Below are 21454 nucleotides of genomic sequence, written 5' to 3'. Positions count from 1 at the left end.
CTCGAAATTCTTTCCTGGGACGGCTCTCGACTTTGCGCCTCTCCTCATTGGAGACACGGTTCTCCCTACGGAGGGCGGACCCGTGGCTCCACGTCGGTGTGCCCCCTCATTTCCTGGTGCCCTCAATGAACTGGCAACATGCCGTCTCCCTGGCGTTCGCGGCCTTCGTCCTCAATGGCTGCGGTGGCGGTGAAGAGGAAGCGAAGACCCGGAGTGGCATCTACGAATTTGAGATGGTGAGGGAGTACGACACCTGTACACCCAAGCGAGCCGTTGGGCACATCGGCCAGGTGAACATCATCGAGGATACCGACAGCTTCTGGGTCTTCTACGTCCTGGCCGGCGAGGACGCCCCCGTCCGTGGCGTGCACGGTGCGAAGGTCATGAAGGACGCTCCCGTCGAGACCGAGCGTGTCGCCGTCTCCGACTGTCCGGAAACGCGGCGATGGATGTCCCTGGAGCTGCTGAGCGACCTCGACCCCCTGGAGGTCCGGTACAAGGAGCGCTATTCGAACATGGCCGGCTGCGAGCTCGACCCCGACATCACCTACGCCGGCATTCCCGATAGCGACTGTGAGGCCTCGATTCTGCTGCGGTACAGCCTGGTGCAGTACTGCTCGGCGCCCTGCACCACCCGGGACATCGTCAACATGGAGGACGGCACGAACACCATTGTCTGCGAATGCAAGTAACGGATTCCAACGCCGCGCGCTCAGGTGCCGTGGCCCAGGCTCATCCCTTCCAGGGGCCTGGGCCCGCTGTCGAGCTCGGCGTGCATGACGGTGTCGTCACGCACGCCCTCCCACTTGGACACCACGAGCGTCGCCACGGCGTTTCCGATGACGTTGGTGATGGCCCGGGCCTCGGACATGAAGCGGTCCACGCCCAGCAGCAGCGCCACGCCTTCGACGGGCACCTTGCCATTGAGCGCCGCCAGCGTGGCCATCAGCGTGATGAAGCCCGAGCCCGTCACGCCCGCGGCCCCCTTGGACGTCAGCAGCAGCACGCCCAGCAGGGTGAGCTCCTCGCCCAGCGTGAGGTCGATGTTCACCGCCTGGGCGATGAAGATGGCCGCCATCGTCAGGTAGATGCACGTCCCGTCCAGGTTGAACGTGTACCCGGTGGGCAGCACCAGCCCCACTGCGCCCCGGTCGCAGCCCAGCGTCTCCAGGCGCTTGAGCAGCCGAGGCAGCGCGGACTCTGATGACGACGTCCCCAACACGAGCAGCAGCTCGCTGCGCATGTAGCGCAAGAGCTTCCACAGCGAGAAGCCGGACAGCCGCGCCACCAGCCCCAGCACCAGGAAGACGAAGAGGGCGCAGGTGACGTAGACGGCGATGAGCAACCGTCCCAGCGAGCTGAGCGATTCGACGCCGAACTTGCCCACGGTGAAGGCCATGGCGCCGAATGCGCCCAGCGGCGCCAGTTTCATGATCATCCCGACGATGCCGAAGAAGACCTGGGCCAGGTCGTCCGACAAACTGAGCACGCGATGGCCCATGGGCCCCAGGCGGGTGAGCGCCACGCCCGTCAGCACCGCGACGAGCAGCACCTGGAGCAGCTTCCCTTCGGTGAAGGCCGACAGGAAGTCATGCGGGATGATGTCCAGGAGGAAGGGGATGGTGCCCTGCTGAGACGCGGACGCGCGGTACTGGGTGATGCCGGAGGTGTCGATTTGCGCCGGGTCGATGTTCATCCCCGCGCCGGGCTTCAGGGTGTTCACCACCACCAGCCCCACGACGAGCGCCACCGTCGTCAGGACTTCGAAGTAGATGAGCGCCTTGAGGCCAATGCGGCCCACGTGCTTGAGGTCGCCCATCTTCGCGATGCCCGCGACGATGGTGAGGAAGATGACCGGTGAGATGATCATCTTCACCAGCTTGATGAAGCCGTCACCCAGGGGCTTCATCGACTCGCCCAGGTCCGGCCGCAGCCATCCGAGGAGGACACCCACCGCGATGGCCAGCAGCACCTGGACGTAGAGATTCTTCAACCACCGCATCCGCACCTCTCTCGGGAGGCCGCGGACTATAGCGTGCCGGGGGCGGCGCTTCTCCGTCGCGGGGAGCCGGCGGGCTCCGAGGACGCAGAGGCCGAATGGGAGGCCTGTTGAAGGTGAGGGCTGGTGCACGAGGGCCGAGGAGGGCCGCTGAGCCCCCTTGGGGTACACGCCTGCCCAGGTCGCCCTCCGCATGAGGGGCACTGGAGAAGAGCCAGGGGCCTCTTGGCTGCTCGAGCCTCGAGCTGCCTTGAGCTTCATGAGGGCGCTTTTGCAGCGTCACCCTCACGGCGCAAGCGAGATTGGCATCGGCGTCACGCATAAAAGGATCTGCTGAGCAGCGACAATCGGTGCACGATGTCGTCGATGGCGCATCGCAACCCCGCCAGCCCGGGAGCAGGTCAGGATGAACGAGGTGAGCCGTGGCAACCGGGTGTCGAAGACGGCGGCCGTCTCCCGCTTCTGGCGCGATGACCGGCTGCCCTTCATCGAGGCGCGGGAGGTCCACGACGGGCGCACCGTCTGCTACGCGAAGCACTTCCACGAGACCTTCTCCATCGGCGTGATTACCGGCGGGCGGAGCACCTATCTGAATCAGGCCGCCCGCGAGCCGGTGGGCGCCGGGGCCGTGGTGGTGATGAATCCGGGCGACGTGCATGCCTGCAACCCCATCCATGACCAGCCCTGGTCGTACCGGATGCTGTTCGTGGACACACGCTGGCTGGCCGGCCTCCAGCATGAACTGGGGCTCAGCGTGAATCAGGGCTACCACCCCTTCGCCCGCATCCTGACGACCGAGCCCGGGCTCTACGCGGCGTTCAATCGGTTCTACGACGTGCTGACCGCCCCCGAGGCCGAGTCCCTGCGGAAGCACAGCGCCGCCGTCGCCTTCTTCACGCAGGCGCAGCAGCACCTGAATCCCTCGGCCTCACCGCTGCGGCAGGTGAACGCGAGGCTCGAGCGTGCCGCGGACTTCATCAGCGACAACTGCACGCGCCCCCTCAAGCTGGAGGACATCTGCCAGGCCGCGGAGCTGTCCGCGTCCTACCTCATCCGTGCGTTCAAGAAGCGCTACGGCATGACGCCCCATGCCTACCTGGTCAACCGCCGCGTCCAGTTCGCCCGAGCCCAGCTCAAGCGGGGCCACCGGATTGCCGACGTTGCCCATGAGGCGGGCTTCGCGGACCAAGCCCACCTTCAGCGCGCGTTCAAACAGCTGCTGGCCGCCACGCCAGGGCACTACCAGGGCCAGCCCCAGGCGCTCGCTAGGACAGGAGCAGGTAGATGGCACAACCGGTGAGCAGCGCGGCCATGACCCGGTTGAACAGGCGCACCCGCGCGGGGTGGTCCAGGTAGCCGCGCATGAAGGTCCCCGCGTAGGCCCAGCACGCCATGGAGCCCAGGCAGACCACGAAGTACACCCCCGTGAACTGCCAGACCCGGCTCGGCTCACCGTTCGCCGCGAAGGCGCCCATGCCCGCCACCGAGGCCAGCCAGGCCTTCGGGTTGAGCCACTGCATGGTGGCGCCGTGGAAGAAGGTGGGCGCGGCGCCCGTCTTCGCATTGCCGAGCGCGCCGTCATCCACCGCCAGCCGCCAGGCCATGTACAGGATGAACGCCACTCCGCCCAGGCGGAGGGCACTCGTCAAGAACGGCCAGAACTCCAGGAGCTCGTACAGCCCCAGGCCCAACAGCACCAGCAACAGGGTGAACCCCACCGTGGCGCCAGTCACGTAGCGCATGGCCGGGCGCAAGCCGAACTGGGCGCCGGTGCTCAACGTCACCAGATTCACGGGCCCCGGAGAAATCGATGCGGCCAGGGCAAAGGCGGACATGGAAAGGACGATGCTCATGGCCGACGAAGCTAGGGACTGGCGCCCCGGGCGTATTGAAGGAAAGTGCCCTCGCCCTCCAGGCCCGGGGGACCGATCAGGAACCCGGCCATTTTCGTCGCTCCGAAGGCACGCTTAGGAGGAGCATGCTTCGTCCATGGTGGCGTGGGCCTCACGCCCACACCACGACAACCGGGTCTACACCCTCAGGGAGAACGACATGTTTGGGAAGCTCGCCGCGGATGCCCTCGGTCTCAGTGACATCGGCTCCGTCATCGCTCCGGCGGACTACGACAAGGTGGACTCCGACGACTACGTGATGCACGAGGACCAGGAGAAGATCTTCTTCCTCATCAAGTCCAAGTCCGACGAGTACTGCTTCACCAACAAGGCGCTCGTCCACCTGGATGGGACCAGCGCCGCCAGCAAGAAGCGCATGCTGCGCCGCTACAGCTACGGCTCCCATCCCATCTCCAACGTGATGCTGGAGACGGCCGGCAACATGGACATGGACGTGGAGATCAAGTTCCACCTCGGCACGAAGGACTTCTCCATCGACGTGCACAAGAAGCACCTCGAGCAGGTGAAGGACCTCTACAAGGCGCTGTTCCGCATCTCCGAGCTGATTCGCGAGAATGAAATCCTGCTCGGCCACGCCAAGGCCAGCGTCGACGTCGCTTCGGCCACGCTCGGTCGCGGCCAGGCGGGTGCCACGCCCACCGTGGAGGCGTTCAAGGAGCTCAACCAGGCCGCCTTCGCCTGGCTCAGCGGCGCCCAGCAGAAGTACCACGTGAAGGACTTCGGCTCCGTGTTCGAGCGCTACATCAAGGCCTGAACCGGGCACGCGGGACGCCGCGCCTGAGAGCGCGGCGTGCCCATGCGCCTACCTGGAAGCGGGCACGAGGCCGTAGAGGGTGGTGACCTCCCGCGAGCGCGCGGCGTGCAGCGGGTCCGCCGCGTCCTTCGCCTTGGAGTGCCGCGCCGGGGTGGACTTTCTCCACGCCACCGTCAGGCCGCAGCGCGCGAACTGCTCCTCCAGCCACCCGGGCGGACGCAGGCCCAGCAGCACCGCGAGGTCCGACAGAATCAGCAATCCCTCGCCGCCCGGGGTGAGCACGGCGGGGAGACCTTCGAGGAAACGCCGCAGGAACTGGCTGTCCTCGTCGAACACCGCGCGGTCCACGCGATTCTTCGGCGGCTCCGGAATCCACGGCGGGTTGCAGACGACGAGGTCCGCCTTTCCCTCGGGAAACAGGTCCGCCTCCGCCACCTGGAAGCGCTGCGAGAGGCCCAGCCGCTCCGCGTTCTCCCGTGCGCACGCCACCGCGCGGGAGTCGCAGTCCGTGGCCTGCGCGGACGCCGCGCCACGCTGCAGGAGAAGGAAGGAGAGCACGCCGGTGCCGGTGCCCACGTCGAACACGCGCTTGCCCTTCACGTCCGGCACGGCTGCCAGCAGTTCCACGTAGTCGGTGCGCGTGGGCAGGTAGACGCCGTAGTGCGGATGGAGCAGGCCCTTGAGACCGGGGACGGCCAAGCCCTTGCGCCGCCACTCCGCGGCCCCGAGCATGCCGAACAGTTGCTTGAGCGGGACGACGGTGAAGTCCTCCGTGGGCTCGCCCCACACCTGCCGGCACGCCTGGGAGACATCCGGAGCGCGCGCGAGCTCCATGCGGTAGTTCCGGTCGAGCGCGACGACGATGCGCGACAACGTGGCGTGCTCCAGCTGGCGCGCCCGGCGCTCGGCCCGGAACGCCTCCAGCGGCGAGCGAGCCTGCGAGGGCCTCTCGAGCCGCCGGCCCAGCGCGCCGAGGAGCTGCTTCGCGTTGTGGAAGTCGCCGGTGTAGCGGAGGAACTCGCCCCGGCGGACGCGCTTGAGGGCGGTGTCGGCGCTGAGCCGGTCATCCACGGGCGACAGGCGCGTGGGCGCGGGCTCGTCACTCTCCGAGTGCCAGGTGAACGCGGCGCCGGGAGGAAACTCGAAGGGCGCGGCGGCGGGCTTCGGCCCCTCCTGGGCGGCGGCGGGTCGGCGGGGGCGGTCCATGGGCCTGGGGTAGCACGTCCGCGCGCCATCGTCGCGCACGCGGTGGGGCGGGCCCCAGGGGTCCCGGTGGCGGCTCTACCACCCGGCCATGCCGGGCCGGCTCGGGTACGGGTAGCAGCAGGCCGGATAGGGGTTCTCGGACAGCTCGGGGACGCCCTCCGTGTATGCGAGGCTGACCGTCTCCCAGCTCCGCACATCCCCCTCGCTGGGCCCCACGCCGTCGTCGCCAAAGGGCAGGCGAACGAGCGCGCCGCCCGGAAACGTGGGCTCGTGCTTCAGCCCCAGGCCCACCCGCTGCTCGGTGAGCGCCCCCGGAGGGAGCTGCACGCGCACCTCCACATGCACGGTGCCCAGGTCGTTCGAGGGCTCGGAGACACGCGCCTCCCAGCCCCACAGCTCTGGGCTGAGGGCCGTGTTGAAGGTCCCCGCGCACGTCCCCTTCCCCTGGTCCTGCGGAGTCACCGTCGCCACCGTCCCTCCGGAGGGGATGCTGTAGCTGAAGCGGATGCGCCGGTCCTCCGGCCCCGGCGACGCGGGGCTGGCCGTGCAGCCCCGCCCTTGGAGCGTGGTGAGCCGTCCATCATCCAGCCACAGCGTCACCGTGCCGCCTTCGAGGCCCGCGGCAGCGCCATTGCCCGCGAGCTTCAGCGACGCGTACAGCGCGCCCGTGTCCTTCGAGTGCACCAGCGACACCTGGGTGGGGGCGTGCACCGGGTTGCCGTAATCCACCACCTGGAAGCGCGTGGCGTTCTTCAGGTCCGCGCCGCGCACCACGCCATCCATCACCGGCTCCGTGAAGACGGCCCAATCCCCCGCCCAGGCCTGCCCCACGGATTGTGAGGGGACATAGGCGGTATTCGGCGTGGCGCGCACCACCGTCCAGCCGCCATAGGTCCCTCCGCCCGTCCACTCCACCGGGCCGCTGCCCACGCGGATGGGCGACGTGTCCGGGGTACGTCCGGAGAAGTCGTGCTCCTCCACCACGCGGCCCGTGCCCGCTCGCACCACCACCCGGTCCACCCGCGCGGTGTCCAGGCCCGCGGTGCCGCTGCCATCCTTGGCGTACTCGAAGCGCACCTTCTTCGTGCCCATGCCCACGTTCAGCCGGAGGTGGTGGGCCTGGTTGCGTCCGGACGACGACCACACCGGCGCGCCCGGCGCCGGAGCGGCCGCGTCGTAGATGTAGACGTTGAGCTTGTCCCCCGCCTCCGAGTCCACGAAGGCGTCGAACTCCAGCGCGCCCTTCCAGGGCGGACAGGTGGGATTGCACAGGATGGGGCTCCACGTGACGGTGCGCTCCATGAACGACGTGGTGCCATGCCGCCCCAGCTGCACCACCGGCCGCACGGCGCTCTGCTGCACGGGCGGAGTGCTCGGCCGCCAACCGCCGCCGTAGCCCGCCGCCACCCAGCCCGTGGGGACGGTGGTCGTCAGCGCGTCGAAGCGGTGGATTTCGAAGCGGCCCTTGCCCCCCGAGGAGAACGCCGCCACGTCGTCCACCCAGGCGGTGTCCGTCCCCTCGGTGCCAGCCGCGTCCTTCTGGTAGGCGAAGCGCACCGTCACGCTGCCGCTGGCGGCCACGTTGAGCCGCTGGCGGCCCCGGCGGTTCAGCCCGGACAGCGACCACACCGGATTGACCAGGTCATTCACATACACGCGCAAGAAGTCCTTCCCCGCTTCCGAGTCCACGAAGTAGTCGAACTCGATGGCGTTGGTGCCCGCGGGGAAGACGATGGTGCGCTCCAGCCAGGAGATCTGCCCGTGCTGGTTGACCATGGCGGCCGGGCGCTCCACGCGTCGGTCGATGACAGGCATCCGCGTCGCGGCGGAGGCCTGGAGGGAGAGCAACGTCGACAGGGCAAGGGCCCACCACGGCAGGACGGTTCGCATGGGATTGGGGACAGCGCGAGAGTGCGAGACGGAGAGCGGAGAGCGGCGCGGAGGGCTCATTGGCACTTCCCCGCCTTGCAGGAGGTGCCGGACGGGCAGCCGTCATCCGGGCCCACGTGGCAGGCGGGCCGCGAGTGACTCACGCGGTACACCATGTCGTACCAGTACTCGTCGTCGTCCGCGCGCCAGCTGTACTTCCCGGCGGGGGCCGCGTCCTTGTCCGCGAGTGAGACGGACAGCGCCGGAATCTGGAGCACGTTGGGCTTGGGCTGGAAGTACTGCTCGCCACCAATCCCCTCGCCGTCCTGCCACAGGTTGGGCACCACGGCCTTCTGGAAGGCGCCGGTGAGCGCGTGCGGCAGGGCCCGGTCGGGGTTGCCGGTGCCCGCCTCGTTCAGCAGTGAGCCGTCATACATCTCGTTCGCCTCATCCGCGGACCCGTCTCCGTCGTACCAGCGGGACACCCAGAGGCAGTCGGGGTACGCCGCGCTGCTGGACTGGCGGCAGTCGGACCTCGCGTCGGGCCCGTCGAAGATGAAGCGGGTCCAGATGTCATCGCCTCCCGCGTCGGTCTCCTCGACCTCGCAGGCGAGCTGCAGCGGGTGGAAGTAGCTCAGCGACGTCTCGAACCAGACCTTCAGGTCGAGGGCCTTGGTCTGGTACACGCTGTCGCGCTTCACCCGCAGCAGGTACTTCTCCGGCAGGAGATTCGCGGTGCCGGGCAGCTTCCCCGCCGCGGCGGTATGGACGAGCACGCTGCCACCCGGGGCGCTCCTCCACGGCTCCACGGACGCGATGCCGCCCGAGATGAAGACGTTGTTCTTGTCCGCCAGCGCCGCGCTGAAGGGCGACGGGTTGAACACCACCGGGTCCGTCGAAACCGGAGACAGCGCCGTGTGGACATGGAAGGTCATCTTGGGCGGCTGGTTCCCCCGGTCGTGCTCGGTGACGAACTTGAAGTACATGGTGTCGTTCGCCCCGAGGAGCTGCTCGGGCCAGATGCGCGTCAGGGCCACCGCGGGCTCCAGCGGGCAGGCCTCCGCCGGGGACGAGCAGTCGAAGCGATGGAAGGCAATTTTGTACGGCAGGTTCCCCAGCGTGCGGTCCGGCTTCGCGGCGGGGTCCACCGCCTGGGTGTCCACCGCGAAGACGCGCACGAAGTACGGCGGCTTGGACGCGGGATAGGTGCACTGGAAGGAGCGGGTCTCCTTCACCTCCTCGCACTCGCCGTCGAAGGGAGCCAGCGGCCGGGACAAATCACTGCCCTGATACACCGCCCAGCTCACGTGCGAGCCCGTCATCGTCACGCGGAAGGGCTCCGCCTGGTCCAGCACGTACCACTGCATGCTGCCGGGGAAGGTGAGCAGGCCATCCGTGAAGGTGACGGTCTTGGCCAGCGGCGAGTTGGGGTCCTGGAGGTTGAACGCCACCGGCTCCGGCCCATTCGGACTGGTGACGCCCGGCGTGGGGTTGCTCGCGTCGTCCACCTTGCGCGGGTGCGGGCTGCACCGGGGCGCGACGCGGTTCACGTCGATGGTGATGGAGACGTGGTCCGACCACTCCTTGCCCTGCACCGCGCGGGTGAGGTGCTGGGTGCAGTACTCGCGCTCGCGGTTGGCTTTGTCCGGGACGGTCTTGTTGTGGAGGATGTAGTCCAGCCGCTCGCCGTCGGTGGGGCCGGTGAACTCGGTGGCGCCGCCGTTGTTGGAGGACGAGTGCGTCTGCCCCACGTCCAGCGGCGAGGTCTCATACGCCCAGCTGTCGACGAAGAAGGTGCCGCTGGTGGAGCCAGCGTCGTATGTGCACGGCTTGTTCTGGCAGGCCCAATAACCACCATGGTCATTGCCGGTGTCGCGGAAGATGTATTGCCACTCCGTGTACGGGTTCCACGTCACCGCGTCCAGGTCCGGGTCCCCGGTGCAGAAGAGGTTGCCCACGACGTCGTAGTCACAGACGGGGACGAAGGGCGGGCGTTTGGAGCTCTCGTGGTGGCGGCTGCCGTTGATGTTCAGGTCGCCGACGACGTAGATGGGCTGGACGTTGCGCTTGGAGGCGCTGATGGAGCCCTCGATGATGCTGCGCATCGTCTGGAGCTGGCCCCGGCGGTCGTCGAAGTCCTCGAACCAGCGCCACGCCTCCGTGTCCGGCAGGCTGGACTGCATGTGGGTGAAGCCGACGTTGAAGGGCAGCGAGCCGTCACACTCGTTGAGGATGCGCACCAGCGCGAAGCCCTTGTTGGCCCAGGCGTCCGCGCCGTTGGTGTTGTCGCTGGTGTAGATGTCCCAGCTCGCGATGTTCTCGTCGTAGAAGCCGTCGTGCCACGTCTCCTGGAAGCCCTCGTCGTTGATGGTCTTGTCCAGCGCGGCGAAGCCGTACTTGGAGAAGAGCATCAGTCCGCTGTCGTTGTCGGTGTCGTGTTCGTCCAGCGTGTAGATGTAGTGCGGGTAGCGGGTGAACAGCTCCTTCACCAGCACGTCGCGCGCGGAGTCGTCGTTGGCCTCGTTGAGCACCACGACGTCCGGGTCCTCGGCCAGGATTTGCAGCGCGATGTCCTTGGCCCGGTCCACGTGAGACCTGCCGTAGTTGAGCTCCGTGTTGTTGGGCGCCACCTGGAGGTTGAGGTTCCAGGTCTTGATGCGCAGCGAGGCACCTACCTGCGTCGTGCACATGGCACGCACTGGCAGGGCCCAGAGAGAGCAGCAGCCGAGCGTCAGGGCGCCCAGCCATGCGCGGAGAGAAGAGACAGGTAGACTCATGAGGGCCCAACGACGCGGGCTGGAAATCTTCCCCTCCCCCTGACTCCTGGACGTCACTGCATGACGCACGCTCCCTTCCGGCTCCTTCCCCTGCTCGCCCTTCTGGGATGTGGCGGCACGACGTCTCCGAGCGAGGAGACGGCGCAGGTCACTTCCACCCTCATCGCGGATGCGCCGCTCAGCCCGGCGTCGGACGTGGCCATCTCCAACGTCACGGCGGGAGACGGCACCACGGCGGACCTCTACGCGAAGGTCATCGATGCATCCGACCAGAGCTTCGTGCGCGCCAAGAGCGGCTTCACCACGGGCAACATCACCTTCGGCTTCCCCGCCGCGCCCGCGGGCACGCTGAGCCGGGTGGACATCATCGCCCGGACGGGCAACGTGGGAACCACCTCCGCCTCGGGCACGCTCCGGTTCGACGTCCTCGACGGTGCCACGCAGCTCGGCACCGTCACCCAGACGCTCGCCGGCGTTACGACGACGGCGGACTACTCAAGCAATGTCGCCACGTCGCGCACGCTGACGGAGCTGAGCCCACTGCGCGTGAAGGTGACGCTCACCAACACCTCGGGCGCCGTGAAGCTCGCGCGGCTCTCCGTCAACCTCGTGTACCGCCAGCCTCCGGCCGCCGTCGCGGGGACGATGACCCGCTCCGGCGTTCCGCCGACGAGCGCCACCTACGTCTCCAGCGCCATCGTCATGCTGGACTGGGCGGACCTGGAGACCTCGGACCAGGTCTTCAACTGGCAGCCGCTGCGGCAGGCCATCTCCAGCGTCACCACGGGGACGGGGGTGACCAACGTGAAGCTCCGCATCATGGCGGGCATCGCCGCTCCTGCTTTCGTGAAGCGTGCGAACGACGGCGCGGGGCCTCAGTACGTCAATGCTCCGGCGACGTCCGAGGGCGCGGCCGTCGACTGCTCCGTGTCCACACAAGGGGGCGTGGGCGGCTACTACCCGGCGGGCGCGAACTGCGTGCCGTTCTTCTGGTCGCAGGCATACATGGCCCAGTACCGGGAGCTGATGAGCGCGCTCCAGGACGAGCTGCTGACGAACTCCACGCTGTACGGAGGCAGGACGCTGGACCAGCTCGTCAGCACCGTCGTCGACTCCGCCTGCATGACGGCGTACGCCGAGCCCTTCTACCGGGCACAGCAGAAGGGCTACACCCACCAGCGGCTGGCGAACGCCGGCCTGTCCCACCAGACGGACCTGGACTGCCACATGCGCGCCATCGACGTGCACCGTGAGGTCTTCGGCACGTCGCGCCGCACGGCGCTCGCCATCAACAAGTGGGACGTCGTGCAGCCGGGCTGCACCGTGAGCAGCCCGTCCGACCAGTGCCGCACCCAGGTCTGGTCCAACGCCTCCCCCTGGGGCGTGCGCGAGCTGCTGGAGAATCATGCGAAGCCGAAGCTCACCTTCGGCGGCGAGCTGCTGCTGGAGGTACAGAACAACGGCATCGGCGAGGTGGCCACAGACCGGTGCACGGGTGGCGCGACGGGGCTGACCAGCTACTTCTGCTACCTCCGCGACTACAGCGGGCCCCGGGGCGTGCAGACGGAGAACTGGCAGAACCTCAACTCGAGCTGCTCGGACCTGTACCTCGCGCTCGACAACGCGGTGGCCATGAACAGCCACTTCGCCGAGCTCCCGGGCGGCTTCGGCGTCTGTGACCATTCCGTCCTCGCCTGCTACGACGAGAAGCTGAGGGACTTGCAGGCGGGCCAGTCCAACGGTTGCAACTGCGTCTCCACGCCGTCCTGCCGGCAGTAGCGCCGCGTCCCGAGGCGGGCCCCCACGTCACGTCCGGGTAATCGACACACCGCCGTCCACCAGCGTCGCCGTGCCCGTGACGAAGGAGGCGTCGTCGGAGGCCAGGAACAGCACCGCCCGGGCCAGCTCCTCGGGCGTGCCCACCCGCTTCAGCGCGTGCAGCCCGGTGACGAACGTCTTCGCCTCGGGCGTGGCGTTCACCGCCTGGTACATCGGCGTCTCGACCGCGCCCGGCAGCACCGCGTTCACCCGCACGCCGCGCGGTCCGTACTCGGCGGCCAGCGCCTGCGTCAGGCCAATCAGCCCGGACTTGCTGGCGGAGTACGCGGCCGTGCCGGGGAAGGCGAAGCTGTACCCGACGAACGTCGAGGTGAAGATGATGGAGCCCGCGCCCTGCTTCACCATCGGCCCGAGCTGGTGCTTGGCGCCCAGGAAGGCGGCGGTCAGGTTCACCGCGAGCGCGTCGCTGAAGCCCTTCTCGGAGACCTCGGTGCTGGGCCCGCCCTCGCCGATGATGCCGGCGTTGTTGAAGGCGATGTCCAGCTTGTCGAACCGCTGGAGCGCGAGCGCCACGAGCGCGCGGGCGTAGTCCTCCGAGCGGACGTCCCCGGCGAGTGCGACGGCCTCGCCTCCGGCCGCGGCAATCTCCGCGACCAGGGTGTCCAGCTCCTCCTTGCGCCGCGCCCCCACCACCAGCTTCGCGCCCTCGGCCGCGAACAGCTTCGCCGTGGCCCGTCCGATTCCCGCGCTCGCGCCCGTGATGATTGCGACCTTCCCGTTCAGCCGTTCCATGTGCCTGCTCCCGTCGAGGCCCGAGGCGAGATGCCCGGGCCGATGGGAGAGATGTATTCCTCAGCATCTGTTGGAGAAAGGCACTGAACCTGCTTTGCTCATTCAGCTTTCCTGAATGATTGGAGCCCGCGCATGGACCGACTGCGTGCCTTCGAGGTCTTCGCCACGGTGGTCCAGCGAGGCAGCTTCACCCGCGCGGCGGACGCACTGGACACCTCCGCCGCCAACGTCACCCGCTACGTCAACGAATTGGAGCGCCATCTCGGCACCCGCCTGCTCCACCGCACGTCGCGCCGCCTGTCGCTCACAGAGAGCGGCCAGGCGCTTCACGAGCGCGTGCGCGGCATCCTTGACGACGTGGCCGAGGCCGAGGCGCTGGCCTCCGCGAGCACCGTCCAGGCGCGCGGCAGGCTGCGGCTCAACGCGCCGCTGAGCTTCGGCATCCTCCACCTCGCGCCGCTCTGGCCCCGCTTCATGGCGCTGCATCCCGACGTCGAGCTGGACGTCTCCCTGTCCGACCGGGTGGTCGACCTCGTCGAGGAGGGCTACGACCTCGCCATCCGCATCTCACGCGGAGGCGCCGCCGCCAGCCAGGTCACGCGCCGGCTCTCCACGTCGCGCAACGTGGTCTGCGCCGCTCCCGCCTATCTGACGCGCCATGGAAGGCCCAAGCGCCTGGAGGACCTGGCCGCGCATGTCTGCATCGCCTACAGCAACTCGTCGATGGCGGAGGAGTGGCCGCTCACCGACGCCGCCGGCAATACGCGCGTCGTGCGCATGCGCAGCGTGATGCAGGCGAACAATGGCGACACCGTCCGGGCCGCCGCGCTCGCGGGCCGTGGGCTCATCTGGCAGCCCACCTTCCTGATTGGCGAGGACCTGCGTGCCGGACGCCTGGTGCGCGTGCTGCCGGACTACGCGCTCCCGGACATCGACATCCTCGCCGTCTATCCCAGCCGCCGACACCTCAGTGCCAAGGTTCGCCTGATGATCGACTTCCTCGCCGCGCAGTTCCGAGGCACTCCTTCGTGGGACAGGGCATGACTCGTTGGCGGAAGCGCGGGCTCAATCCGCGCTGAGAGGGCTCTCGTCTTCTGGGCCGCAATAGGGCGGACACCGGATGCCATCTTCCACGGCCTCCGCGGAAACGCCCGTCACGGCGGCGCCCCCTGGCGACGAGAGCTTCGTGAGGATGTCGTTGCCGCGCGCGTCGTAGGGCACCAGCACCAGACGGGTCTGCCCCGCCGCATCCAACCCCTGATAGATGCGCACGCCGGCCGCCGGATTGCCGCTGGCGTCCTTCGCGTTGAGCAGCGCGGCGATGGCGTCGCGGTTGAAGCTCTCCGACTGTTCGAGCGCGAGCCGCGCCTTCATTCCCGGATGCTGTCCATGGAGTGCATCCCGCGTCTCACGGAAGTGGCGGGTGTAGCCCGCCGCCACGTCCATCGGGATGAAGTGCTTCTTCGCGGCGTCCAGGTCGAAGGAGATTCCACCCGCCTTCTCCGGGCCCGGGCTGTCACGGAAGCCCAGGGACACGAGTGCTGCCACGGCGACGAGACCTACGACCTTGCGTTGCATGGAGGTGCTCCCTTGCTTGGGGGTCCGACTCAGGACCGTTGAGGCGCTGACGCGCGGCCGAGCGCGGCTCCCAGCTGAGCCACTTCCCGGTGCGGAAAAGGGTGTGACCAGACGCGGCCATCGCTCACGGCGCTCCATGCCGGGTCTGTTTCGAGACGCCGAAGCGCTCGCCAGATGACGAGCGCGAGTTCTTCAGCGGTGCCTCCCTCCAGGAGCACGGACGCCGCGCCCTGAGTGGTGGCCCGCACCGCGACCTGGTCGCCTTCACGCTGGAAGTCCCAGATGGCCTCGCTCGGCTCCAGGAACCACACCACGCGGGCTTCTCGCCGCCCGGCGACGAGGTCCAGAGCCGCCACCGCCAGCATCGCGAGCGAGTCGCCCGGCACGTCCGACACATCGAGCAACACGCTACGCTCGCGGTCGGCAAGCTCCACATGCAGCCAGCCGTGATGTGGCGGGCCGAATCTCAGCTCGAGCTGGCTCATGCCCACGTCCTCTCCACCCTCGCGGCCCATGACAAAGCGACGCGGTGAGCTTCCGCCGGAGACAGCGAATGCGCAAAGGGTAGGTCCGCACCCGGCTGTCAGACGCGCGCGACGGTAGAGTCCGTCCCTCGATGGACCTCGCTCCTTCCCCCCGCGAGCGCGCGGCACTCTCCCTGCTCGGCCTCTTCGTGGGCGACGCCTTTGGCGAGCAGTTCTTCCTGCCGGAACAGGAGGAGGAGCAACTCCTCCCTGACGTGTCAGCGAGCAGGCTGACACGTCAGGTCGCCGCCTACGCGCTCGCGACTACGGGACCCACTTGTAGACCATGCCCGTGGCGTTGATGCCCCATACGGTGCCATCACCGGCCACGGAGATGTTCCGCAGCGCGCCGGGCATGGACTGCCAGGCCGAGCCGGTCCACTTGAAGATCTGGTCCGAGCCGTTCAGGGCCCAGATGTTCTTCGCGTTGCCCACGGACACGTAGGTCATCCCCGCGGGGATGTTCCAGGTCCACTTGCTGCCGTCCCAGCGGAGGACGCGGTTGGAGTCCGGGGGATTGGTGGCCCACAGCTCGCCATCGGAGCCGATGGAAATCTGGCTGACGCAGCAGCCCTTCTTCTCCCAGGTGGCGCCGTTCAGCAGGTAGTGGGAGCCACCGTTGTCGAGGCCCCAGGCGGTGGCGGCATTGACGGCGGACACCTGCTTCATCCCGGTGGGGATGTTCCAGGTCCACTTGTTGTTGGCGACGTCCAGCTTCAGCACTCGCAGGGAGTCGGGAGGGTTGGTGGCCCACACGGTGCCGTCGGCGGTGACGGCGAGGGTGCTGACGGTGCCGGCCTTCTTCTCCCAGGCCGAGCCGTTCCACTTCCAGGGGAACCCCTGGGTATCCAGCCCCCAGACGGCGTTGGCGTTGCCCACGGAGACCTGCTTGAGCGTGGCGCCCACGGGCCCCGCAACCAGGTCCCAGCGCGGCGTGACGGGCAGCGGGGCCGGCGGGAACAGGTCGCTCCACTTCAGGGTCAGCTTCGCGTCCGACTGGCCGGCGAACACCACGTTCCTGCCGGTGGAGTCCACGGTGATGGCGTACACGTAGCGGGAGCCGGGCTTCTCCCACTGCGCGACGACCTTGCCGGCGGCGTCATAGGCGACGATGGCCATGGCCACGCGGTTGTCGATGTAGCTGAAGGCCCAGTAGGTGTAGCCGCCCCACTTGACCACGGGGCAGGTGGCGGCCGCGGCGCCGGTGCCGGGCCCCTGCGTGCACGTCACCTTCATGCCCGCGGGAACGGCGGGCGGCGCGTTGGCCGGGACCTGCACGACGACGGGGGGCGGGAACAGCGCATCCCACGTCATGGTGATCTTCGCGTCCGACTGACCGGCGAACGTCACGTTCTTGCCGGCGGTGTCGACGGTGATGGCGTACACGTAGCGGGAGCCGGGCTTCTCCCACTGCGCCACGGCCTTGCCGGCGGCGTCATAGACGACGATGCCCATCGCAACGCGATTGTCGCCATAGCTGAAGGCCCAGTAGGTGTAGCCGTGCCACTTGAGCACGGGACAGTTGACGGCCGCGGCCCCGGTGCCGGGTCCCGGCGTACACGTCACCTTCATTCCGGGGGGGATGGCAGGCGGCGCACTCGCCGGCACCTGTGCGACGGTGGGCGTCAGCTGCGCCTCGGCGCGCGGGGCGGCCGCGAGCACCAGCAATCCCACGGCGAGCGCCGCGAGGTTCGTGAGTTTCGAGTGACGGCTCATGGGTTTCAGGTCCTCTCATGCTGCGGGGGTGATTACGTCGGCACCGCCCCAAAGCACGTCGCGTGCCAGCAGCCGGGTGACGGAGCGCCGAGCGCCGGCCGCATATGCTGGCCCCATGACTGCGCATGAGCGGTTCGAGGTCGCACAGGGGCAGACGCGCCTCGCGGGAGAGCACGCGGGGCGGGGGCCGGCGCTGGTGTTCCTGCACGCGGGAGTGGCGGACCGGAGGATGTGGCGCGCCGAGCTCGCGGCCTTCGCGCCCACGCACCATGCGCTCGCGTATGACCGGCGCGGCTTCGGGGAGAGCCACGGGGTGGCCGAGTCCTTCAGCCACGTGGACGACCTCCGCGCGGTACTCGACGCGCTGGGCGAGCGGCAGGCGGTGCTGGTGGGGTGCTCGCAGGGTGGACGCGTGGCGCTCGACTTCACGCTGGCGCATCCGGAGCGGGTGCGGGGTCTCGTGCTCGTCGCGCCCGCGGTGAGTGGCGCAGCTGCTCCCGCCACGCCCGCGCCCTCTGTGGCGCGCCTCTACGCGAGCATCGAGGAGGCGGAGGCCCGGGGAGAGGTGGAGCGCGTCAATGCACTGGAGGCGCACCTGTGGCTGGACGGGCCGCAGGGTCCCGAGGGTCGGGTGGGCGGCGCGGCGCGGGCGCTCTTCCTGGAGATGAACGGCGTGGCGTTGCGCGCACACTCTCCCGGAGAGGAGCGCGTGCCTCCATCTGCACTGCCGCGGCTCGGCGAACTGCGCGTGCCGACGCGGGTGGTGTGCGGCGACCTCGACGTGCCGCACCTACAGGAGCGCTGCGCACTGCTGGCACGCAGCATCCCGGGTGCGGACCTACGCATGATGTCGGGCTGCGCGCATCTGCCCAACCTGGAGCAACCGCGTGTCTTCGAGATACTGATTCGCGAGCTGCTCGATCGACTGGACTCCTGAGGAGGCCCGGGCGCAGAAGCCTCACATCCCACGCAGCACTCGTCCCGGGTCCACTCGCGCCGCGCGCCACGCGGGCACGAGGCTCGCGAGCAGCGCCACCGTGGCGAGCACCAGCGACGCTCCGAACAGCGTGAGCGGGTCCGTGGTGCCCACCCCGAAGACGAGCCCTGACAGCACGCGGCCCGCAGCGACGCCGAGCACCAGCCCGGCAGCGATACCCGTCCCCGCGAGCACCAGGCCCTCTCCCGCCACCTGCCGCAACACGTCCGCGCCACTCGCCCCGAGCGCGAGCCGCACACCGAACTCGTACGTGCGCTGCCCCACCGCGTAGCTCATCACCCCATAGAGCCCCACCGCCCCCAGCACCAACGCTAGCAGCGCGAAGAGCACCAGCAGCGAGAGCACCAGCCGAGGCGTGGCGATGGAGCCCTCGGCCACCTGCTCAAGCGTGCGCACATGGTCCACGGGCACGTCCGGGTCCATCGCCCAGAGAGCCTCCCGCACCGCGCGCGCCAGCCCCAGCGGCTCGCCTCGGGTGCGCACCACCAGCGTCATGCCGATGGCCGGGATCTGGACGTGCGGCCGGTAGAACTGCGGGCGCGGCGCGGCGCCCAGCGCCTCGTTGCGCGTGTCGCCCACCACCCCGACGATGGTCGTCCAGCCTCCCTCTCCCTCGAAGTCCGTCCAGACGCGGTGGCCAAGCGCGTCCTCTCCAGGGAAGAACCGCCGCGCCAGCGCCTCGTTGACGAGGGCGACGCGGACCTCGCTCCTCGCGTCGCTCGCATCCGGCACCCTTCCGCGCAGCAGCGGCACCCGCAGCGTGTCGAAGTAGTCGGAGGTGACGACGCGCCGGTCCACCTCCGCCGAGCCGTCCAGCGGCGTCGGCCGGCCCTCGATGCGCAGCGTGACGCCGACGTTGGCGCTCTCCAGCGGCAGCCGGTTGATGGCGCCCACGGACTCGACGCCCGGCAGCGCTCGCACGCGCTCGAGCGCCTCGCGGAAGAAGCCTGCGCCTCGGCCTCCGTCTCCATAGCTGGCGTCCGGCAGCTCCACGCGAAGGGTGAGCACCCGCTCGGTGGTGAAGCCCGCGTCCACCCGCCGCAGCTTCCACACCGTCTGAAGCATCAGCGAGGCGCCCACCATGAGCATCAGCGCCAGCGCCACCTCCCCCGCCACGAGTCCTCCGAGCAGCCGTCGCTGCCCGCGCCCCAGCCCGCCAGTGCCGCCCGCCCGCAGGGCCGCGTGCGGGTCTCCGCGCGCGACTCGCCACGCGGGCGCGAGCCCGAAGAGCAGCCCCACCCCCAGCGACAGGACCAGGCCGAAGGCGAGCACGGGCCCGTCCAGTCCCACCCGCCCTGCATCCGGCAGCGTCCCCGGCAGCGCCGCGCCCACCGCATCCGCTCCCCAGCGCGCGAGCACCAGGCCCGCGAGCCCACCCAGGAGCCCGAGCAGCACGCTCTCGGTGAGCATCTGGCGCGCGAGCCGTCCGGCCCCCGCGCCCAGCGCCGCGCGCACCGCCAGCTCCGCGCGCCGGCCCGTCACCCGGGCGAGCAACAGCCCGGCCACATTCGCGCACGCGATGAGCAGCACGCAGCCCACCGCGCCCAGCAGGAGCAGCAGCGCGGGGCCCACCTCCCCCACCAGCACGTCTCGCAGCGGCCTCACACGCGACAGGTCACCAAAGCCCTGGGGGTAGACGTCGGGACGCTCGGCGCGCAGGGCGGTGCCCAGCGTGCGCAGCTCCGCGCTCGCCTCTGTCATCCCGGTGCCTGTCGCGAGCCGCGCCAGGAGCGTGAGGTAGCCGATGTCGCTGTCGCCCGACGTCGGGTCCAGCCGCAGGGGAAGCCACAGCTCCACGTCATCCCCGGGAAAGGAGAAGCCCCGAGGCATCACTCCCACCACCACGAAGGGCATGCCATCCAGCGTGACGGTGCGACCCACCACGCCCGGGTCCCCTCCGAAGCGTCGCAGCCACAGGCCATGGCCCAGCACCGCCACCCGCTCGGCTCCTGGTTGGTTGTCGGCGGCTTGCAGCGCGCGGCCTGGCCCGGGCGCCACGCCCAGCGCGGAGAAGAGCTCGGCGCTCGCGAAGGCGCCGCTGAGCACCTCGGGCTCTCCGCTTCCGGTGAAGGTGACGGTCCGCCGGAAGTAGCCCGCGACGTCCGTGAGCGTACGGGTGCGCCCGCGCAGGAAGAGCAGCGTCGCCTGGGAGGCGCTCGTCTCCGGCGTCATCGCCACGGCGACGAGCCGGTCCGGCTCGGCGTAGGGCAGCGGGCGCAGCAGCACCGCGTGCACGGCGCCAAAGAGGGCGGTGTTCGCACCCACGCCGAGCGCCACGGTGAGCACCGCCACCAGCGTGAAGCCGGGGCTCCGCCACAGCGTGCGCACCCCGAAGCGCAGGTCCTGCGTGAGCGCATCCAGCCACGCGAACACGCGGCGGCGCGCCTGTGCCCGAGCGTCGTGCGCGCCCAGGGCCTCGCGCAGCTCGCCTACGTCGCCGAACTCGCGCAGCGCGCGCTCGCGCGCCTCGGCTTCCGCAAGTCCTCCGCGCATCAGCGCCTCGGTGCGCATGTCCAGGTGGAAGGAAATCTCCTCGTCCACGTCGGACTGCAGCTCCATGCGGCTCCGCCATGGCCACGTCCAGCGCCGCCCATGCGGCCCGTCCTTCCGCGCGACCACCTACGCCTCCCTCGGTGCGGCGTCGAGCACGCGGGCAATGGCCTCGGCATAGGTGCGCCAGGAGGCCGCATCCTCGCGCAGGGCGCGACGGCCCGCGGGAGTGAGCCGGTAGAAGCGCGCGCGGCGGTTGTTCTCGCTCGTCCCCCACTCCGCCACGACGCGGCCCTGCTGCTCCAGCCGGCGCAGCGCCTTGTAGAGCGCCGCGTCCTGCACCGCGAGGACTCCGCCCGTGCGCTCTCGAATCCACTCGGAGATGCCATAGCCGTGGGTGGCCCCCCACGTGAGCGTCTGCAGGATGAGCACGTCGAGCGTGCCCTGCATCAGGTCCAGCGCCGGTCGGCTCATCACACTCCCCTCACCTGGTGTGGGGAGCATCGGTGACCGGCTCGCGGTTGTCAAAACGAACGCATGGGAGGGGCAGGCGCTCCTCCTCAGCCCGCGAAGTCTTCGGGGTCGATGAAGGTCAGGGTGTCGATGCCCGCCCCCTCGACCGCGCGGCGGACAGAGTCATGAATCCAGATGACATTGACCGCCTCCGCCAGACGGAACAACAAGGCCCCACCTGGATCCGCCCTGGGCCGCTTGCCAATCAGGTTGAACGCGACGAAATCGGTATGGACAGTTTCGGTCAGGGGGTCGCGCAACGTGGCCGGATAGACGGCGAGGTTATCCACCCCCGCCTCCACCAGCGCCGTGTGCAGGCGGCGGGACATGACGGTAATCGGCGTCAGCCACAAATCCCCCAGCACCCACCCTTCTTCATCCGTGCCGCGCAGCCCCAGCGCGATGGGCGTGGGCGGCGGCGCGGCAAACGCCACCCCGGTCATCCAGCTGCGCAAGGGATGGTCGCGCGTGTAGTGAAGCCGGGCGCGGTAGCCGGTCTCGGGGTCCTCCACCCACAATACGGAGTAGGGCTGCGCCATGCGTCGCT

The 21454-nt window shown here is 69.3% G+C and carries 18 protein-coding genes; 6 read left to right on the top strand and 12 right to left on the bottom strand.

Annotation, left to right across the window (positions count from 1 at the left end; translation table 11 throughout):
* Positions 1-125 precede the first annotated feature (125 nt).
* Entirely contained in the window at positions 126-692 is a 567-nt protein-coding gene (locus G4D86_RS39770) for a hypothetical protein (protein WP_163999520.1), read from the top strand.
* A gap of 20 nt (positions 693-712) precedes the next feature.
* Here the strand turns inward: G4D86_RS39770 and dctA are convergent, their stop codons facing one another.
* Positions 713-2002 carry a C4-dicarboxylate transporter DctA gene (dctA, locus tag G4D86_RS39765; protein ID WP_205520194.1) on the bottom strand — a complete coding sequence of 430 codons (1290 nt, stop codon included), beginning with the start codon at positions 2000-2002 and terminating at the stop codon, positions 713-715.
* A 403-nt stretch (positions 2003-2405) separates the two neighbouring features.
* Between dctA and G4D86_RS39760 the strand changes: the two genes are divergently transcribed.
* Positions 2406-3299 (top strand): AraC family transcriptional regulator, encoded by an 894-nt coding sequence (locus tag G4D86_RS39760; protein ID WP_163999518.1) that lies wholly within the window; start codon positions 2406-2408, stop codon positions 3297-3299.
* Here the strand turns inward: G4D86_RS39760 and G4D86_RS39755 are convergent.
* A complete protein-coding gene (locus tag G4D86_RS39755; protein WP_163999517.1) occupies positions 3265-3852 on the bottom strand; it encodes a LysE family translocator in 588 nt (195 codons plus the stop codon). The genes G4D86_RS39760 and G4D86_RS39755 overlap by 35 nt on opposite strands.
* A 199-nt stretch (positions 3853-4051) precedes the next feature.
* On the opposite strand from G4D86_RS39755, the gene G4D86_RS39750 reads away from it, so the two are divergent.
* Entirely contained in the window at positions 4052-4666 is a 615-nt protein-coding gene (locus G4D86_RS39750; RefSeq protein ID WP_163999516.1) for a PH domain-containing protein, read from the top strand.
* A gap of 48 nt (positions 4667-4714) precedes the next feature.
* Here the strand turns inward: G4D86_RS39750 and G4D86_RS39745 are convergent, their stop codons facing one another.
* The 3 genes from G4D86_RS39745 to G4D86_RS39735 all read right to left on the bottom strand — a co-directional run bounded on the left by G4D86_RS39745 (position 4715) and on the right by G4D86_RS39735 (position 10431).
* The gene (locus G4D86_RS39745; RefSeq protein WP_163999515.1) at positions 4715-5872 is read right to left on the bottom strand and encodes a 50S ribosomal protein L11 methyltransferase; all 1158 of its coding nucleotides are present in this window, start codon (positions 5870-5872) and stop codon (positions 4715-4717) included.
* A gap of 75 nt (positions 5873-5947) precedes the next feature.
* Positions 5948-7762, bottom strand: a complete 1815-nt coding sequence (locus G4D86_RS39740) for a hypothetical protein (protein ID WP_163999514.1) — start codon at positions 7760-7762, stop codon at positions 5948-5950.
* A 56-nt stretch (positions 7763-7818) separates the two neighbouring features.
* On the bottom strand, positions 7819-10431 hold the full coding sequence (locus G4D86_RS39735; protein WP_163999513.1) for an endonuclease/exonuclease/phosphatase family protein: 2613 nt from the start codon (positions 10429-10431) through the stop codon (positions 7819-7821).
* A 147-nt stretch (positions 10432-10578) separates the two neighbouring features.
* Between G4D86_RS39735 and G4D86_RS39730 the strand changes: the two genes are divergently transcribed.
* Positions 10579-12297: a hypothetical protein gene (locus G4D86_RS39730; protein ID WP_163999512.1), complete on the top strand. Its 1719-nt coding sequence runs from the start codon at positions 10579-10581 to the stop codon at positions 12295-12297.
* Between the two features lie 27 nt (positions 12298-12324).
* Here G4D86_RS39730 and G4D86_RS39725 read toward each other — a convergent pair whose 3' ends face one another.
* Positions 12325-13089 (bottom strand): SDR family oxidoreductase, encoded by a 765-nt coding sequence (locus G4D86_RS39725; protein ID WP_163999511.1) that lies wholly within the window; start codon positions 13087-13089, stop codon positions 12325-12327.
* 132 nt (positions 13090-13221) lie between these two features.
* On the opposite strand from G4D86_RS39725, the gene G4D86_RS39720 reads away from it, so the two are divergent.
* Positions 13222-14133: a LysR family transcriptional regulator gene (locus G4D86_RS39720; RefSeq protein ID WP_163999510.1), complete on the top strand. Its 912-nt coding sequence runs from the start codon at positions 13222-13224 to the stop codon at positions 14131-14133.
* Between the two features lie 21 nt (positions 14134-14154).
* Here G4D86_RS39720 and G4D86_RS39715 read toward each other — a convergent pair whose 3' ends face one another.
* The 3 genes from G4D86_RS39715 to G4D86_RS39705 form a co-directional block, all read right to left on the bottom strand.
* Positions 14155-14667, bottom strand: a complete 513-nt coding sequence (locus G4D86_RS39715) for a hypothetical protein (protein WP_163999509.1) — start codon at positions 14665-14667, stop codon at positions 14155-14157.
* Positions 14668-14696: 29 nt separating this feature from the next.
* On the bottom strand, positions 14697-15152 hold the full coding sequence (locus G4D86_RS39710; RefSeq protein WP_163999508.1) for a hypothetical protein: 456 nt from the start codon (positions 15150-15152) through the stop codon (positions 14697-14699).
* Positions 15153-15455: 303 nt separating this feature from the next.
* Positions 15456-16907: a tectonin domain-containing protein gene (locus tag G4D86_RS39705; RefSeq protein WP_163999507.1), complete on the bottom strand. Its 1452-nt coding sequence runs from the start codon at positions 16905-16907 to the stop codon at positions 15456-15458.
* Positions 16908-17022: 115 nt separating this feature from the next.
* Here G4D86_RS39705 and G4D86_RS39700 point away from each other — a divergent pair, with 115 nt between their 5' ends.
* Positions 17023-17844 (top strand): alpha/beta fold hydrolase, encoded by an 822-nt coding sequence (locus G4D86_RS39700; RefSeq protein WP_163999506.1) that lies wholly within the window; start codon positions 17023-17025, stop codon positions 17842-17844.
* 21 nt (positions 17845-17865) lie between these two features.
* Here the strand turns inward: G4D86_RS39700 and G4D86_RS39695 are convergent, their stop codons facing one another.
* The 3 genes from G4D86_RS39695 to G4D86_RS39685 form a co-directional block, all read right to left on the bottom strand.
* The gene (locus tag G4D86_RS39695) at positions 17866-20463 is read right to left on the bottom strand and encodes an ABC transporter permease (protein WP_163999505.1); all 2598 of its coding nucleotides are present in this window, start codon (positions 20461-20463) and stop codon (positions 17866-17868) included.
* Between the two features lie 60 nt (positions 20464-20523).
* On the bottom strand, positions 20524-20868 hold the full coding sequence (locus tag G4D86_RS39690) for a PadR family transcriptional regulator (protein ID WP_163999504.1): 345 nt from the start codon (positions 20866-20868) through the stop codon (positions 20524-20526).
* An 86-nt stretch (positions 20869-20954) separates the two neighbouring features.
* Complete coding sequence (locus G4D86_RS39685) at positions 20955-21446, bottom strand: hypothetical protein (protein WP_163999503.1); 492 nt, start codon at positions 21444-21446, stop codon at positions 20955-20957.
* Positions 21447-21454: the final 8 nt, after the last annotated feature.

Origin of the sequence: Pyxidicoccus caerfyrddinensis (genome assembly GCF_010894405.1) — a bacterium.
Taxonomy (GTDB): Bacteria; Myxococcota; Myxococcia; order Myxococcales; family Myxococcaceae; genus Myxococcus; species Myxococcus caerfyrddinensis.
The sequence above is the reverse complement of the archived record's forward strand: the minus strand, read 5'-3'. Positions and strand labels throughout refer to the sequence as shown.